This window comes from Halorubrum hochsteinianum (assembly GCF_023702125.1).
GTDB classification, from domain to species: Archaea; Halobacteriota; Halobacteria; order Halobacteriales; family Haloferacaceae; genus Halorubrum; species Halorubrum hochsteinianum.
The window spans coordinates 1,275,039-1,290,026 of sequence record NZ_CP098415.1; the positions used below are offsets into that span (position 1 = coordinate 1,275,039).

Annotated in this window: 18 protein-coding genes; 10 read left to right on the forward strand and 8 right to left on the reverse strand. The window is 70.3% G+C overall.

What is annotated here, in order from left to right:
• The first annotated feature begins 35 nt into the window (after positions 1 to 35).
• Positions 36 to 761, forward strand: a complete 726-nt coding sequence (rpiA, locus tag NAF06_RS06265; RefSeq protein ID WP_008585279.1) for a ribose-5-phosphate isomerase RpiA — start codon at positions 36 to 38, stop codon at positions 759 to 761.
• An 82-nt stretch (positions 762 to 843) separates the two neighbouring features.
• On the opposite strand, the gene NAF06_RS06270 is transcribed toward rpiA, so the two are convergent.
• Positions 844 to 1,011, reverse strand: a complete 168-nt coding sequence (locus NAF06_RS06270) for a DUF1931 family protein (protein ID WP_004047560.1) — start codon at positions 1,009 to 1,011, stop codon at positions 844 to 846.
• Positions 1,012 to 1,290: 279 nt separating this feature from the next.
• Between NAF06_RS06270 and larB the strand changes: the two genes are divergently transcribed.
• From larB to NAF06_RS06285, 3 genes are all read left to right on the forward strand, one after another.
• Positions 1,291 to 2,079, forward strand: coding sequence for a nickel pincer cofactor biosynthesis protein LarB (larB, locus tag NAF06_RS06275; RefSeq protein WP_008585278.1), 789 nt, complete (start codon positions 1,291 to 1,293; stop codon positions 2,077 to 2,079).
• A 170-nt stretch (positions 2,080 to 2,249) separates the two neighbouring features.
• A complete protein-coding gene (locus tag NAF06_RS06280; protein WP_004599353.1) occupies positions 2,250 to 2,402 on the forward strand; it encodes a DUF7563 family protein in 153 nt (50 codons plus the stop codon).
• A 151-nt stretch (positions 2,403 to 2,553) separates the two neighbouring features.
• Entirely contained in the window at positions 2,554 to 2,814 is a 261-nt protein-coding gene (locus NAF06_RS06285) for a GIY-YIG nuclease family protein (protein ID WP_008585277.1), read from the forward strand.
• A 15-nt stretch (positions 2,815 to 2,829) separates the two neighbouring features.
• Here NAF06_RS06285 and hisG read toward each other — a convergent pair whose 3' ends face one another.
• Positions 2,830 to 3,720 (reverse strand): ATP phosphoribosyltransferase, encoded by an 891-nt coding sequence (gene hisG, locus NAF06_RS06290; RefSeq protein WP_008585276.1) that lies wholly within the window; start codon positions 3,718 to 3,720, stop codon positions 2,830 to 2,832.
• A gap of 60 nt (positions 3,721 to 3,780) precedes the next feature.
• Here hisG and NAF06_RS06295 point away from each other — a divergent pair, with 60 nt between their 5' ends.
• Positions 3,781 to 4,143, forward strand: a complete 363-nt coding sequence (locus NAF06_RS06295) for an SHOCT domain-containing protein (protein WP_008585275.1) — start codon at positions 3,781 to 3,783, stop codon at positions 4,141 to 4,143.
• Positions 4,144 to 4,161: 18 nt separating this feature from the next.
• Here the strand turns inward: NAF06_RS06295 and NAF06_RS06300 are convergent, their stop codons facing one another.
• A complete protein-coding gene (locus NAF06_RS06300; protein WP_008585274.1) occupies positions 4,162 to 4,536 on the reverse strand; it encodes a hypothetical protein in 375 nt (124 codons plus the stop codon).
• Positions 4,537 to 4,659: 123 nt separating this feature from the next.
• Between NAF06_RS06300 and NAF06_RS06305 the strand changes: the two genes are divergently transcribed.
• The 4 genes from NAF06_RS06305 to NAF06_RS06320 all read left to right on the forward strand — a co-directional run bounded on the left by NAF06_RS06305 (position 4,660) and on the right by NAF06_RS06320 (position 8,280).
• On the forward strand, positions 4,660 to 4,887 hold the full coding sequence (locus NAF06_RS06305) for a hypothetical protein (protein ID WP_008585272.1): 228 nt from the start codon (positions 4,660 to 4,662) through the stop codon (positions 4,885 to 4,887).
• Positions 4,888 to 4,958: 71 nt separating this feature from the next.
• Positions 4,959 to 7,013: an excinuclease ABC subunit UvrB gene (gene uvrB, locus NAF06_RS06310; RefSeq protein ID WP_008585270.1), complete on the forward strand. Its 2,055-nt coding sequence runs from the start codon at positions 4,959 to 4,961 to the stop codon at positions 7,011 to 7,013.
• Positions 7,014 to 7,081: 68 nt separating this feature from the next.
• Positions 7,082 to 7,612 carry a hypothetical protein gene (locus tag NAF06_RS06315; protein ID WP_008585269.1) on the forward strand — a complete coding sequence of 177 codons (531 nt, stop codon included), beginning with the start codon at positions 7,082 to 7,084 and terminating at the stop codon, positions 7,610 to 7,612.
• Positions 7,613 to 7,689: 77 nt separating this feature from the next.
• The gene (locus NAF06_RS06320; RefSeq protein WP_008585266.1) at positions 7,690 to 8,280 is read left to right on the forward strand and encodes a hypothetical protein; all 591 of its coding nucleotides are present in this window, start codon (positions 7,690 to 7,692) and stop codon (positions 8,278 to 8,280) included.
• Between the two features lie 49 nt (positions 8,281 to 8,329).
• Here the strand turns inward: NAF06_RS06320 and NAF06_RS06325 are convergent, their stop codons facing one another.
• Positions 8,330 to 9,559: an SPFH domain-containing protein gene (locus NAF06_RS06325; protein ID WP_251106194.1), complete on the reverse strand. Its 1,230-nt coding sequence runs from the start codon at positions 9,557 to 9,559 to the stop codon at positions 8,330 to 8,332.
• Between the two features lie 226 nt (positions 9,560 to 9,785).
• Here NAF06_RS06325 and NAF06_RS06330 point away from each other — a divergent pair, with 226 nt between their 5' ends.
• A complete protein-coding gene (locus NAF06_RS06330; protein WP_008585263.1) occupies positions 9,786 to 11,090 on the forward strand; it encodes an O-acetylhomoserine aminocarboxypropyltransferase/cysteine synthase family protein in 1,305 nt (434 codons plus the stop codon).
• A gap of 13 nt (positions 11,091 to 11,103) precedes the next feature.
• On the opposite strand, the gene NAF06_RS06335 is transcribed toward NAF06_RS06330, so the two are convergent.
• The 4 genes from NAF06_RS06335 to pepF all read right to left on the reverse strand — a co-directional run bounded on the left by NAF06_RS06335 (position 11,104) and on the right by pepF (position 14,952).
• Positions 11,104 to 12,261, reverse strand: coding sequence for an aminopeptidase (locus tag NAF06_RS06335; protein WP_008585260.1), 1,158 nt, complete (start codon positions 12,259 to 12,261; stop codon positions 11,104 to 11,106).
• A 62-nt stretch (positions 12,262 to 12,323) separates the two neighbouring features.
• A complete protein-coding gene (locus NAF06_RS06340) occupies positions 12,324 to 12,800 on the reverse strand; it encodes a hypothetical protein (protein ID WP_008585258.1) in 477 nt (158 codons plus the stop codon).
• A 59-nt stretch (positions 12,801 to 12,859) separates the two neighbouring features.
• Positions 12,860 to 13,093: a hypothetical protein gene (locus NAF06_RS06345; protein ID WP_008585255.1), complete on the reverse strand. Its 234-nt coding sequence runs from the start codon at positions 13,091 to 13,093 to the stop codon at positions 12,860 to 12,862.
• A 59-nt stretch (positions 13,094 to 13,152) separates the two neighbouring features.
• On the reverse strand, positions 13,153 to 14,952 hold the full coding sequence (gene pepF, locus NAF06_RS06350; RefSeq protein ID WP_008585253.1) for an oligoendopeptidase F: 1,800 nt from the start codon (positions 14,950 to 14,952) through the stop codon (positions 13,153 to 13,155).
• Positions 14,953 to 14,988: the final 36 nt, after the last annotated feature.

The following is a 14,988-nucleotide window of genomic DNA, read 5'->3' on the forward strand; positions in this document are numbered from 1 at the left end:
ACGCCTTTTCAACGGCTCCGCCCGCACCTCGTCGCATGAAGACGAGCGGCGGGAGCGACGCGATGAAGCGGCGCGCCGGCGAGTCGGCGGCCGAGGCGGTGAGCGACGGCGACGTGGTCGGGCTCGGGACCGGGTCGACCGCGGCCCACGCGATCCGTCGGATCGGCGACCGGGTTGACGCCGGCCTCGACGCGCGCGGTGTCCCCACCTCCTTCGCGAGCCGCGAACTGGCCCGCGACGCCGGCGTCCCCTGTCTCGACCTGCCCGAGGCGGTCGGTCCCGACGGGCCGGGGATCGACGTCGCGATCGACGGTGCCGACCAAGTCGCGGTCGGTCGCGGCGACGGCCCGGCCGTCGGCCCGCTGATAAAGGGCGGTGGGGCCGCACACGCCCGGGAAAAGTTGGTCGACGCGGCGGCCGACCGCTTCCTCGTCGTCGCCGACCCCTCGAAGGAGACGCCGGTCCTCGACCGGTCCGTGCCGGTGGAGGTCCTCCCCGCCGGTCGCTCCGCGGTCGCCGAGGCGGTGCGGGCGGCCGGGGGCGAGCCGACCCTGCGCCGCGCGGAACGGAAGGACGGCCCGGTCGTCACGGACAACGGGAACCTCGTGTTCGACGCCTCCTTCGGCGCGATCGACGACCCGTCCGCGCTGGCGACGACCCTCTCGACGACGCCGGGCGTCGTCGAACACGGGCTCTTCGTCGGGCTCGCGGACGAGGTCCACGTCGGGACCGAGTCCGGCGTCCGGGTCGCGAGGCGCTGACCGCCGCTTGACGCCCGCCCGACGGACGCGTCGCTCGCCGGTCGGCGGTCGCCAAAAAATGAAGAACGGAAACGCGTCCGTCTTAGAGGTCGCGAGGCTGGACCGTCTTCCGGTCGTTGGCCTCGGCGCGGCGCGCGGCGTCTTCGAGCAGCTCGTCCACTTCGTCGTCCAGCGCGTCGTAGAAGTCCGAAGCGACGTTCTTGTCGTCCAGGGCTTCCTTGACGGCCGCTTTGACAATAAGGTCTGCCATGCGGTCTGGCCTACCCGGTGATGGTTAATAAGAGTTCCTGAATTCGACCGCGAGGGACGCCGTGCCGCCGGTTCGCGGGGGGTCGCGAGTACAATCTCTTATAAATCTTGTGAGATTCGTGTCTCCGCACCGACGCGAACCCGACTCGAACCCGGTCAGAATCGGTCCCGAACCCCGTCCGACCGACTCGCGTGTGCGGCTCGCGCCCGACAGAGGGCGACCAAGCGACGGAAACGCCGAACCGACAGGTTCGACCGGGCCCGTCCCCCACGGTCGCTCATGCGAGAGACGTTAGCGGCGCTCGAAGCGGGCGAGATCGGCGTCAAGGAGGCGGAGTCGCGGCTCGCGGGCTACGCGACCACGGACGCGGGGCGGTTCGACGCCGCCCGCGAGCGACGGCGCGGGATCCCGGAGGCGATCCTCGCGGAGGGGAAGACGCCGGCGGAGGTCGCCGCGCTGGCGACGACCGCGCTCGACACCACCGGCCGGGCGCTGGTGACCCGCGCGGACGAGGCGACCGCGGCGGCCGTCGCGTCCGCGGTCGGCGGCTCGGCGGGGTCGACCGCGGACGGCGACGCGGACGCGACGGTCGACCGCGACCACCGGACCGGCACCGTCGTCGCGCACGCCGCCGGCTTCGAGCCGCCGTCGCTCGACGCGACGGTCGCGGTCGTGGCCGCCGGCACCGCCGACGCGCCCGTCGCCGGCGAGGCGGCAGTCGTCGCCCGCGAGGTCGGCGCGACGGTCGACCGGGTCGACGACGTCGGCGTCGCCAACCTCGACCGAATCCTCGATCAGGTCGACCGGATCCGCGAGGCCGACGCCGTCGTCGTCGCGGCGGGCCGCGAGGGGGCGCTCCCGACGGTCGTCGCCGGTCTCGTCGACGCCCCCGTGATCGCCCTCCCGGTCTCGACCGGCTACGGGGTCGGCGGCGAGGGGGTCGCGGCGCTGGAGGGCGCGCTCCAGTCGTGTTCCGTGCTCACGACCGTCAACGTCGACGCCGGGTTCGTCGCCGGCGCGCAGGCCGGCCTGATCGCCCGCGCCGTCGACGCGGCGCGCGCCCCGTGAGCGACCCCGTTCCCGGCGGCCGACGACCCCGGTGACGGCTTCGATCGCCTCCCCGGAGGCTGCCGATACCGGATCACATTAAACGCGCGAATACCGGAATCCGACGGGGCCGAGAAAGGGTATTTGTTCGTCCAGTCCGTAACGATCTCACCGACAAACGTCGGTATCACATGCCACGCTGTGACCACTGCGGGTCGCACGTCTCGGACCGCTTCGCTCGCGTCTTCGCGGACGAGCACGGCGACCTGAACGCGTGCCCGAAGTGCTCCGCCAACGCGGGCATCGCAGAGGTGTCTCGCGAGCGGACTCGAACCGGGGACTGACCGGCGAAACGCCGATCGGAGACCGAGCGCACGGAGAGCGGCAGCGCCGTCTCTCCGACGGTTCGGACACGTCCGAGCGCACGGCTACAATCCGCACGCGCGGCCCGGCCGCATCCGCACGCACTTTGCCCTCGCGCTCCCACGACCGGCCGTGGCCGAGCACCACGTCTACGTGATCGAGTGCGCCGACGGCACCCTCTACACCGGCTACACGACCGACGTGGAGCGTCGGGTCGCCGAACACGACGCCGGGGAAGGCGCGAAGTACACCCGCGGCCGGACCCCCGTCACGCTGCGGCACGTTGAGTCGTTCGACTCGAAGTCGGCGGCGATGTCGCGGGAGTACGCGGTCAAGTCGCTGTCGCGCGCCGAGAAGGAGCGGCTGATCGAGGGCGACGGCGACGAAGGGTGAGGAAGCCGCGCGTACTCACTCCACGAGCCGCTCGATCTCGGTGACGAGGATGCCCGTCGCGCCGACGGACCGCAGCTCCGAGATGGTCTCGAACACGTCGCGCTCGTCGACGACCGCGTGGACCGCGACCATCCCGTTGCCGTCCGCGTCCGCCTCGACGTTCATCACGGTCGGGCCGCCGAGCCCGGGGATCACGTCCTTCACCTCGTCGAGCCGCGCCTTCGGCGCGTTCATCATGAGGTAGCGGCGGCCGTCGGCGGCGAGGACGGACTCGAAGGCGGTCAGCACCTGCTCGACCTTCGGGTCGTCGACCACGTCCGGGCGCGCGAACAGCCGCACCGAGGAGTCGAGCACATCGTCGATCACGGCCAGTCGGTTCACCTTCAGCGTCGTCCCCGTCGAGGTGATGTCGACGATGGCGTCGGCCATGTCGACGTGCGGGGTCAGCTCCGTCGCGCCCGTCACGGTGACCACGTCGGCGTCGACGCCCACGCGGTCGAGGTACCCGCGGGTGACGTTCGGGAACTCGGTCGCGACCGTCTTGCCGACCAGGTCCTCGACCGACGAGACCTCGCCGTCCTCCGGCGCTGCGAGGACGAGCCGACAGGAGCCGTACCCCAGATCGAGCAGGTCGACGAGGTCCCCCTCTGCGGCCGCGCCCGCCTCGTCGACGACGCCGCCCGACTCGGCGGCCTGATCGAGGCCGGTGACGCCGAGGTCGGCCGCGCCGTCGCGGACGTACTCGGGGATGTCCGCCGCCCGCGCGAACAGCACCGTCACGTCCTCGTCGACGGTGTCGGCGTACAGCTGTCGGTCGGCGGTCTCCTCGACGTGGAGTCCGGCGCGCTCTAAAAGGGAGAGCGTCGGCTCGTGTAGGCGGCCCTTGTTGGGGACGGCGATGCGCATACGGAGAGCGTCGCGGGGACGGGGGGAAACGTTTTCGTCCTCGCTGCTCCGTCCGTACGCATGGACAACGGAACGGGAGCAGCCCTCCTCTCGCTCGCTATCGCCGTCCCCATCGTCGGTGCCCTCCTCCTGTCCGGAACCGTCTCCGGCGCGGTCCTCACCGGACTCATCGTCGGTACCATCGCGGTGTCGTTCGTCCTCGCCGATCGGATCGACGACGAGGAAGACGAGGCCGTGACCGACGACGAACCGGACCCGCTGGAGTCGCTTCGAGACCGCTACGCACGCGGTGAACTGACCGAAGACGAGTTCGAGCGGCGAGTCGAGCGACTCCTCGAAACGGAGGACCGATCGACCGCGCGCGACCACCTTCTGGACGAGAGCGACGGTGCGGCCGAAACGGAAGCTGTCCGCGAGCGCTGACGCGCGGAACCCGCCGGCTCACACGCCTCGTCTCACCGCCCAGTACGCGACGGGGAGACAGCCGGCGAACGCGACCGGCCACGTGGTCAGCTGTGAGGTCGGATCGGGCGGTGAGACGAGGCTCCCGACGGCCAGCCCGCCGAGGCCGGCGAGGACGACGACCGCGGTGGCTCGCTCCGCTCGTCCCGGCGGCCACTCGCGTGACCGCCCGCGACGCCACCACAGCAGGTAGTAGATCAGTACGACCCCCGAAAGCGGTGCGAACACGCCCCAGATCGCGGGGTGGTGGCTGCCGCGAGCGCGCGCGTCGAAGTTCACCCACGCACCCATCGCGGCCCAGACGAACAACACGAGGGCCGCACCGAACCCAACGGCGGGCGTGAGGAGGGACATGGTCGGTCTTCCAGTCGACCGGTTGTCAGTCTTCTCCCCGCAAGGGAGTCGACACGGAGCGATCCGGCCCGCGAGGCTCCAGTCGGCCCAAAACTATACCTCCGCGTCGCGAGAGGGGCCGGTATGACGAACGCCCTCCGCTCCCGCCTCGGCGACTACTACGATCCCGACCCGCGGGCGACGGTGATCTGTCTGCTCGGGTCCGCGTTCACGCTGGCGATGATGCTGCCGATCGCGGATCTTGCGAACTCGTACCATGACTTCGGCGTCGTCGGAACGACGCTAGCGCTCCTCGGCTCCATTGCGATCCTCGTCGACCACCGGCGACGGCGGGAGACGGAACGCGACTGACCGGCGGAGTCACCGATGAACTGCGCGCGCGCCGCGCCGCTCAAGTGCCTCGCCGCCCAACGACGCGTATCGTGAGCGACGCCGACTCCCCCCTCTCGGAGGACCGCCCGACCGTCGACCGCCCCCTCCGCGTCGACGCCCCGTTCGAGCCCGCGGGCGACCAGCCCGAGGCGATCAGGCAGCTCGTCGAGGGGTTCGAGTCGGGCGCGGACAAACAGACGCTGCTCGGCGTCACCGGCTCCGGGAAGACGAACACCGTCTCGTGGGTCGCGGAAGAGCTCGACCAGCCCACCCTCGTCTTGGCCCACAACAAGACGCTCGCGGCCCAGCTGTACGAGGAGTTCCGCGAGCTGTTCCCGGACAACGCGGTGGAGTACTTCGTCTCCTACTACGACTACTACCAGCCGGAGGCGTACGTCGAGCAGACGGACACGTTCATCGACAAGGAGATGTCGATAAACGAGGAGATCGACCGCCTCCGCCACTCCGCGACGCGGTCGCTCCTCACCCGCGACGACGTGATCGTCGTGGCCTCCGTCTCGGCCATCTACGGGCTCGGCGACCCGGGGAACTACCGCGACATGGCGCTCCGGCTCGAAGTCGGCGAGGAGGTGGGCCGCGAGGAGCTTCTCACCCGGCTCGTCGACCTGAACTACGAGCGCAACGACGTGGACTTCACGCAGGGGACCTTCCGCGTCCGCGGCGACACCGTCGAGATCTACCCGATGTACGGGCGGTACGCGGTGCGCGTGGAACTGTGGGGCGAGGAGATCGACCGGATACTGAAGGTCGACCCGATGCACGGCGAGGTCGTCTCGGAGGAGCCCGCCGTCATGCTCCACCCGGCGGAGCACTACTCGATCCCGGACGACAAGCTCGAACAGGCGATCGCGGAGATCGAGGACCTGATGGAGAAGCGCGTGAGCTACTTCGAGCGGCAGGGCGACCTCGTGGCCGCCCAGCGCATCGAGGAGCGCACCACCTTCGACCTGGAGATGCTGCGGGAGGCGGGCTACTGCTCGGGGATCGAGAACTACTCGGTCCACATGGACGACCGCGAGTCGGGCGACGCGCCGTACACCCTCCTCGACTACTTCCCCGACGACTTCCTCACCGTCGTCGACGAGTCCCACCAGACGATCCCGCAGATCAAAGGCCAGTACGAGGGCGACAAGTCGCGGAAGGACTCGCTCGTTGAGAACGGGTTCCGGCTCCCGACCGCCTACGACAACCGCCCCCTGACGTTCGAGGAGTTCGAGGAGAAGACGGACCGCACCCTCTACGTCTCCGCGACCCCGGGCGACTACGAGCGCGAGACCTCCGACCGGATCGTCGAGCAGATCGTCCGCCCGACGCACCTCGTCGACCCGAAGGTGGAGGTGACGGGCGCGACGGGACAGGTCGACGACCTCCTCGACCGCGTCGACGACCGCATCGAGCGCGACGAGCGCGTCCTCGTCACCACGCTCACCAAGCGGATGGCCGAGGACCTCACGGAGTACTTAGAGGAGGCCGGCGTCGACGTGGCGTACATGCACGACGAGACGGACACCCTCGAACGCCACGAGATCATCCGCGACCTCCGTCTGGGGAACATCGACGTGCTCGTCGGCATCAACCTCCTGCGCGAGGGGCTTGACATCCCGGAGGTGAGCCTCGTCGCCATCCTCGACGCCGACCAGGAGGGGTTCCTCCGCTCGACCACCACCCTCGTCCAGACGATGGGGCGGGCCGCCCGCAACGTCAACGGCGAGGTGGTCCTCTACGCCGACGAGACCACCGACTCGATGGAGGCCGCTATCGAGGAGACCCAGCGCCGCCGCGAAATTCAGCTCGAATACAACGAGGAGCACGGGTACGAGGCGACCACCATCGACAAGCCGGTCAGCGAGACGAACCTCCCGGGGTCGAAGACGGACACCTCGTCGGTCAGCGTCGGCGACGTGGAGAGCGAAGACGAGGCGAAAGCGCAGATCGAGGCGCTCGAAGACCGAATGGACGAGGCCGCGAGCAACCTGGAGTTCGAACTGGCGGCCGACATCCGCGACCGGATCGCGGAGCTACGGCGCGCCTTCGAGATCGACGCTGGAGACGACGGCGTCCCGGCACCGGCGATAGACGAGTAGCGCCCCGATTCTCAGTCCGCGTCACCGTGACGGCGGGATTTTTACCTCGGTGCGTCGCAGTCGGGCATATGTACCGACGCGCGGTGGTCTCCGGCGCGCTCGCCCTCGCCACCGCCGGGTGCGTCGACCGCCTCCACGACGTCGCCGCCTCCACCCCCCGCGACCTCGGCGTGCGGAGCCGGTACGTCGACGGCAACCCGATGGTCGACAGCCAGAGCGTCCTCGCGCGACCCGAGGAACTGCTGACGCACGCGGCCTCGTTCCGGTCCGCCGCGACCGCCGGAAGCGCGCTCAAGCCCGACGCGACCGAGTCCCGCGAGTTCGTCGACCGCACCGAGTTCGTCGACGACGGCGGCGACGCGGTCCTCGTGATCGCCCAGCAGCTCACAGTTCCGGAAGTCAAGCTCCGGCTCGGCGGGATCAGCCGCACCGGCGACCACTCCCTCCGGATCGCGATCGATCAGGGGGGCGTCCGCGGCGAGATCGAGACCGACGAGCCGGTCGTCAAGACGCTGCTGTTGCGGCTCACCGACGAGCGCGGTCCGCCGGAGCGGGTGATCGTCGTCATCGGCGACGGGCGCGCCGGAATCACGGTGTGAGCGAGGTCGGTTCGCGGCCCCGGTCGCCCCGCCTCGGTCCCGCGATCGTTTTGTGGTCGGGCCGCGTCTGGCCGACCATGTCACTCCGCAGTCGACTCCTCGGATCGGCCCTCCTCACCGTCGCCCTTGCCGCGTTCGCGGCGTCCGTCTCCCTCGCGCCGACCGTTCCCCTCGAACCGGCGGCCGACGCCGTGTCGATCATCGCTCCGACCCCGTACTCCTTCCTCGTCGCGCCGGCCCTCTTCGCCGTCGGAGGAGTGCTTCTGGTCGGCGGGGCCGCCGCGCTCGCGGGTGTCGACCTCTCGGCGCGCGCGACGCTCCTCGCGCCCGCCCTCGGCGGTCTCGCGGCGTTCGCGGTCGTCGTCGGCGTACTCAACGCTCCCGCGGCGACCCTCCCGGCGCTCGCCGAGTCGGACGCGCTCGCCACCGCCGTCGCCGGTGCGGCCGGTTCGATCGCGACCGGCGCGGTCGTCGGGTGCGCCGTGGCACCGGTGGTCCGCGCGACGACCACCGAGGACACCGTCGCGCTCCTTGCGGGATCGGTCCTGCTCCTCGCCGCGCTGGCGGCGGGCGCGTCCGACCCCCAGTCGCTGGTCACCGGCGGGATCGGCGGCGCGGCCGCCGTCGCCCTCCTCTGGGCGGTCGACCCCGACCGTTGGCGACCCTGAACCGGGTCACGCCGCTCTCCCGTCCGGAACCGCAGTAGCGCCGTCCCGATCAGTCGCCCGGCCGCTCGCTTTCGGTCTCCAGTTCGATGTCGCGGTCGGCCTCCCGTTCCCCGTCCTCTTGGCGGGCGAGGTCGACGTCGCGGGCCGCGTCGGAGTCCCGCGTCTCGTCGGTCCGCAGGTCGCTGTCGGCCACGGTGTCGAGCTGTTCGAGCGCGCTCTCGATGTCCTCCAAGCCGAGCAGTTTCTCCGTCTCCTCGTCGAACTCCTTGCCCTCTAACCCCTCCATCTGCTGGACGTCGGAGCCGGAGAGCGCCTTGCCGTAGCGCCCGACGAGGCTGGTGAGTTCCTGCGGCAGGACGAAGGTCGTGGACTCGCCCTTGCCGATCTCTTCGAGGGTCTCCATGCCGCGCTCGATGATGGCGCGCTCGCCCATCGACTCGGCGGAGCGGGCGCGGAGGACGGTGGAGATCGCGTCCCCCTGCGCTTCGAGGATCTGGGACTGCTTTTCACCCTGCGCGCGGATGATGTTGGACTGCTTGTCACCCTCCGCCTGCTCGACCGCGGAGCGGCGTTCCCCCTGCGCTTCGAGGATCATCGCCCGACGGCGGCGCTCCGCGCCGGTCTGCTGCTCCATCGCGCGCTGGACCTCCTGGGAGGGGCTCACCTCGCGGACCTCGACGGCCTCGACGCGGATCCCCCACTCGTCGGTCGGCTCGTCCAACTCCTCGTTGATCCGGTCGTTGATCAGCTCCCGCTGCGAGAGCGTGTCGTCGAGCTCCATGTCGCCGATGACGGCCCGCAGCGTGGTCTGCGCGAGGTTCGAGACAGCGTTCTTGTAGTCGTCGACCTCCAAGAACGCCTTCTTCGCGTCCATCACCTTGATGTAGACGACCGCGTCGGCGGTCACCGGGGAGTTGTCCCGGGTGATCGCCGACTGGCTCGGCACGTCGATCGTCTGCGTCCGCATGTCGAACGCGTACGTCCGCGAGACGAACGGCGGGATGAGGTGGACGCCGGGTTCGAGCAGCTTCCGGTACTCGCCGAAGACGGTGAGCGCCTCCTTGTCGTAGGCGTCGACGATCTCGACGGCGCTGACGACCGTGACGGCCGCCAAAAGCACCGCGAGCGCCGCGACGCCGAAGGCGAGGCTCTGCCCGAGGAGGGCGACGCCGACGAGGAGGGCGACGCCGAGCGCGAGGTACTGCCAGACCCGGTCGGGGATCTCGGCCAGCAGCTCCTCCAGTTCGGCGGACTCGCCGCGCGGACCTTGTGTTCCCATACGCGGGGTTACGGCCCGACGCTGTTAACCGTTGGCACGAGACCGGGCCGCGGGCGCGTCGCGTCGGGGGATAGGGTCCGGGGCGCGTCGCGTCCGCCGATCCCCCGGGGCGACGCGACCTCGGGGTCCCGTCGGCCCGCCCGAACCGGTTCGGCGATATCCGTGATACCGGAAACGCCGGTACAGGCCGGCCGGCTTTAACTGCGCAGCGACGGAAGGGGTACCCATGCCAGCAGACGACGGGGACGACGGCCGAAAGTTCAGCACGCGAAGCGTTCACGCCGGCTCGGAGCCGGACCCGGCCACCGGTGCCCGCGCGACGCCGATCTACCAGACGACCGCCTACCAGTTCGACGACGCCGACCACGCGGCGGATCTCTTCGCCCTGGAGGAGGCGGGGAACGTCTACTCGCGGCTGATGAACCCGACCAACGCCGCGCTCGAAGAGCGGATCGCCTCGCTGGAGGGCGGCGTCGGCGCGGTCGCGACCGCCTCGGGCATGGCCGCGCTCGACGTGACGACGTTCCTGCTCGCGTCCGCGGGCGACAACATCGTCTCGTCGTCGGCGCTGTACGGCGGCACCTACACCTACCTCACCCACTCGGTCGAGCGCCGCGGCGTCTCGACGCGGTTCGTCGACCCGCTCGACTACGAGGGGTACGCCGAGGCCATCGACGAGGACACCGCCTACGTCCACCTCGAAACGATCGGGAACCCGGCCCTCGTTACGCCCGACATCCAGCGGATCGCGGAAATCGCCCACGACCACGGCGTCCCGCTGTTCGTCGACAACACGTTCGCGACGCCGTACCTCTGCCGGCCGCTGGAGCACGGCGCGGACCTCGTCTGGGAGTCGACGACCAAGTGGCTCACCGGCAACGGCACCACCGTCGGCGGCGTCGTCGTCGACGGCGGCTCGTTCCCGTGGGCCGACCACGCCGAGAAGTACCCGGAGATCGCACAGGACAACCCCGCGTACCACGGGATCAACTTCGCCGAGCGGTTCGGCGACGCCGCGTTCACGTTCGCGGCGGTCACCCGCGGCCTGCGCGACCTGGGCGACCAGCAGTCGCCGTTCGACGCGTGGAACACGCTCCAGCAGACGGAGTCGCTCCCGCTGCGGATGGACCGCCACTGCGAGAACGCGGCGGTCGTCGCCGAGTACCTCGAAGGCCACGACGAGGTCGCGTGGGTGAACTACCCCGGCCTGGAGAGCCACGAGACCCACGAGGAGGCGACCGAGTACCTGGAGGGCGGCTACGGCGGGATGCTCACCTTCGGTCTGGAGGCCGGCTACGAGGCCGCGCGGGCGACCGTCGAGGAGGCGGACCTCGCCTCGCTGCTCGCGAACGTCGGCGACGCGAAGACGCTCATCATCCACCCGAGCTCCACGACCCACCAGCAGTTGACGGACGAGGAGAAGGAGACCGCGGGCGTCACCGACGACATGGTGCGCCTGTCGGTCGGCATCGAGGACCCGGCCGACATCGTCGCCGACCTGGAGGCCGCCATCGAGACGGCGACGAACTGACCGCGCCGCGCCGTCAGTCCCCCGCCTCGAACCCGTCTTCCCACCGGAACGTCCCGTTCCGCTGGACGACCTCGCCGTCGACCGCCATCCGGGAGCCCGCGCTCACGTCGGTGATCATGTCGACGTGGACCGCGCTCTCGTTGCCGGACTCCCCCTCGGGGAGACAGGCGTCGTAGGCGCGACCGACCGCGAGGTGGACGGTGTCGCCCATCTTCTCGTCGAAGAGGATCGAGTCCGTGAACCGGTCGATGCCGCGGTTCATCCCGATCCCGAGTTCGCCCAGCCGCCGCGCGCCGGGGTCGGTGTCGAGGACGTTCGCGAGCGCGTCCTCGCCCGCCTCCGCGGCGAAGTCGACGACCTCGCCGTCCTCGAAGGTGAGGTGAACGTTCCGCACGCGCGTCGCGTCGATGGTCATCGGCACGTCGAAGAACACCTCGCCCGCCGTGTCGTACGGCGCGGTGAACACCTCGCCGGAGGGCAGGTTGTGGGAGTCGTACGCGACGGAGGCGGCGGAGTTGACCGCGGTCCGGCCCGCGATCGACATGGTCACGTCGGTGTCCGGGGCGTCGTCGCGCTCGGTGACGATCCGGACCCCCTCGCCGTCGTCGAGAATCTCCTTCATCTCCGCCATCTCGTCGGCGAGCGACTCCCAGTCGCGGAGGACGGCGTCGTACACGAAGTCGGCGTACTCCTCGTAGGCCATCCCCGCCTGCTGGGCGAGGCTCCGCGTCGGGTGGACCGTCGACACCCAGTCGGTGTCCATCCGCGCCTCCCGGACGCCCTGCCGCGCCTTCGCGTACGCCCGCCGCGTCGGGCGCTCGACGTCCGCGGTCGCGGTGACGTTACGCCCGCCGCCGATCCGGAGGTAGGCGTCGGCGGCCTCGAACACCGCGCGCTCGACGCCCGGGTCCGCGTCGAAGTCGTCCGCGTCGACCGCGTCGTCCCCCTCGCCCTCGACCCTCGCCTCGACGCCCTTCAGGTAGGCCCGCGAGACCTCGCTCGACCCGTACAGCGTCGTGACGTTCGCCCCCCGCTCGCCGAGCGCCGCGGCGACCGCGACGCCCAGCTCGTGGGCGTCCTCGGCGACGCTCACGACGACGTCGTCGCCGGCCTCGACCCGCGCGCTCCAGTCGACGAGCACCTCGGCGTGCTCGCGTACGCGTTCGTCCATGGTGAGGGGTTCGGGGGTCGGAACGAAAAGCCATCGGGGTCGGGACGCCCCCGCCGGATCCGTCACTCGACTTCCCCGTGGAGGGTCGCGAGGAGGCCGACCGCGAGCAGTCCGACGCCGACGAGCCCGGTCCCGAGCCTCGCCAGCCCGAATGCCGGGGTGCGGTCCACTCGCTCCTGCGAGTACTCGCCGAGGACCCCGTACGAGCGCCCGTCGACGCGGAGGTTGTCGAGCCCGGAGAGGCGGTCAGCGCAGTTCGCGTCCCCGAGCGTCCACTCACCGGTGACCGACGCGCGCTCGAACGCGAGGTCGACCGAGTCGGGAGCGACGCGGAACCCCCGAACTGAGACGGTGCGGCCGTCGGCGAGGGCGACGGCGGCGTCGCGGCAGGCCGCGGGCAATTCGCGGACGTGCGTCGGCGGTCGACCGTCGAGCCCCGGCCCGGCGTGGAGCGTCGCCTGCCAGCGCAAGAGGCCCACGTCCGCGATCAGGAAGAGCAGGAGGAAGACGCCGGGAACCGCGAGCAGCCGCCGGTCCATTGCGGCACGCGCGTTCGTCCGAGCGAAAGATAGGCTTTGCGCCGGTCACGCCGCCGTCGTCAGGACGACTCCTCCGGCAGCGCGAACCCGGTGCCGCCCGCGACGATCGCCGCGGCGGCGAGGATCGTCGCGCCGAGGACGACGAACCCGTCGTCCGGGTTGAGGCCGCCGATCGACGCGGCGATGTCCACGACGAAGACGGTGACGAACAGGCTCAACACCGCGAACGCCAACATCACGAAGCCTGCGATCAGCGCACTTGCCAGCGAGCCGAACGCGTCTAAGATTCCCATGCGTGACGGGGACGCGCCGCCGGACGGAAGTACCTGCCCCTCGGTCCCGCGGAGCTCGGTTACTCCAGGTCGAGCAGAGCCGCGACTTCGTCGAGGTACTCGTCGTAGACCCCAACCGCGGACTCGATCGGGTCCGGGGAGGCCATGTCGATGCCGGCGAGTTTGACGACCGCCAGCGGGTAGTCGGAGCCGCCGGCCTTCAGCATCTCGCGGTAGTCGGCGGCCGCGGACTCGCCCTCGTCCAAGACGCGCTCGACGATGGCGGCCGCGGCGGAGATGCCGGTCGCGTACTGGTAGACGTAGAAGTCGTAGTAGAAGTGCGGGATGCGCTGCCACTCGCGCTCGATGCCGCCCGTCAGCTCGGCCGGCGCGTAGTAGTCGCCCTTCAGGTCGGCGTAGATCTCGTCGAGGGCGTCGGGCGTGAGCGCGTCGCCGGCCTCCACGCGCTCGTGGATCCGCTGTTCGAACGCCGCGAACATCGTCTGGCGGAACAGCGTCGAGCGGAAGCGTTCGAGGTACTCGTCGAGGACGTGGGTCCGAAGCTCGTCGTCCTCGACGGTGTCGAGCAGGTGGTGGGTGAGCAGCGTCTCGTTGACGGTGGAGGCGATCTCCGCGACGAAGATCTCGTAGCTCGCGTCGTGCCACGGCTGCGCGTCGCCCGCCAGCTCCGAGTGCATCGAGTGACCCAGTTCGTGGGCCAAGGTGTACATCGAGGCGATGTCGTCCTGGTAGTTCATCATGATGTACGGCTGGGTGTCGTAGGTCCCCGAAGAGAACGCGCCAGAGCGCTTCCCGCGGTTCTCGTACACGTCGACCCACCGCGAGTCGAGGCCCTCGGCCATGCGCTCCTGGTACGCGTCGCCGAGCGGCGCGACCGCCTCGATCACCCACTCGCGGGCCTGCTCGTACTCCACGTCGGGACCCTGATCGCCCGTCAGCGACATGTAGAGGTCGTGGCTCTGTAACTGATCGACGCCGAGCGCCTCGGCCTTCAGGTCGGCGTGCCGGTGGAGCACGTCGAGGTTGTCGTCGACGGTGTCGACGAGGGTGTCGTACACCTCGACGGGGACGTTCGAGCCGTCGAGCGCGGCGGCGCGCGCGGAGTCGTAGTCGCGGATCTCGGCGCTCGCGACGTGTTCGCGGACGGCCTTTTCGAGCGAGGTGCCGACCGTGTTACGGACGTCGGCCCACTCGTCGTAGAACGTCTCGTGGACGCGCTCGCGGAACTCGCGGTCCGGGTTCGTCTGGAGCTTCGTGAAGTTCGCCTGCGTGATCTCGACCGCCTCGCCGTCGGGGTCCTCGACGACGCCGTAGGTCATGTCGGCGTTCGTCAGCATCGAGTAGATCTCGCTCGGCGCGTCGGTGACCTCCGACAGGTCCGCGAGCACCTCCTCGACCTCGCTCGACCGCGTGTGCGGCTTCTTTCGCAACACGTCGTCGAAGTAGTGGTCGTACTCGGCGAGGGCCGGCTCCTCGTCGACGAACGCCGCAACGTCCTCTTCCGTCAGCGACTGCAGCTCCGGTTCGAGGTAGGAGATCGCGCTCGACGCCTCGGAGCCGAGCGACGACGCCCGCGCGGACATCGCCTGATACTCCTGATTCCGCGTATCCTCGGCGCTGCGGAGTCGGGCGTAGGTGGTCACCTGCTGGAGCTCGCGGAAGATCTCCTCGCGCAGTTCGAGCAGTTCGAGCAGGGTCGCGGCGTCCTCGGTCGCGCGCCCCTCGTAGTCGCGGAGCTCGTCGATCCGGTCGGCGACGGTCTCGCGGGCCGTCTCCCACGCCTCGTCGTCGGCGTAGATGCCCTCCAAGTCCCACTTGTACTCGGCGTCGATCTCGGACCGCTCGGGAACCGAACTCATACCAGTCGAGTCGGTCTCCCGCACACTAAGCCTTGG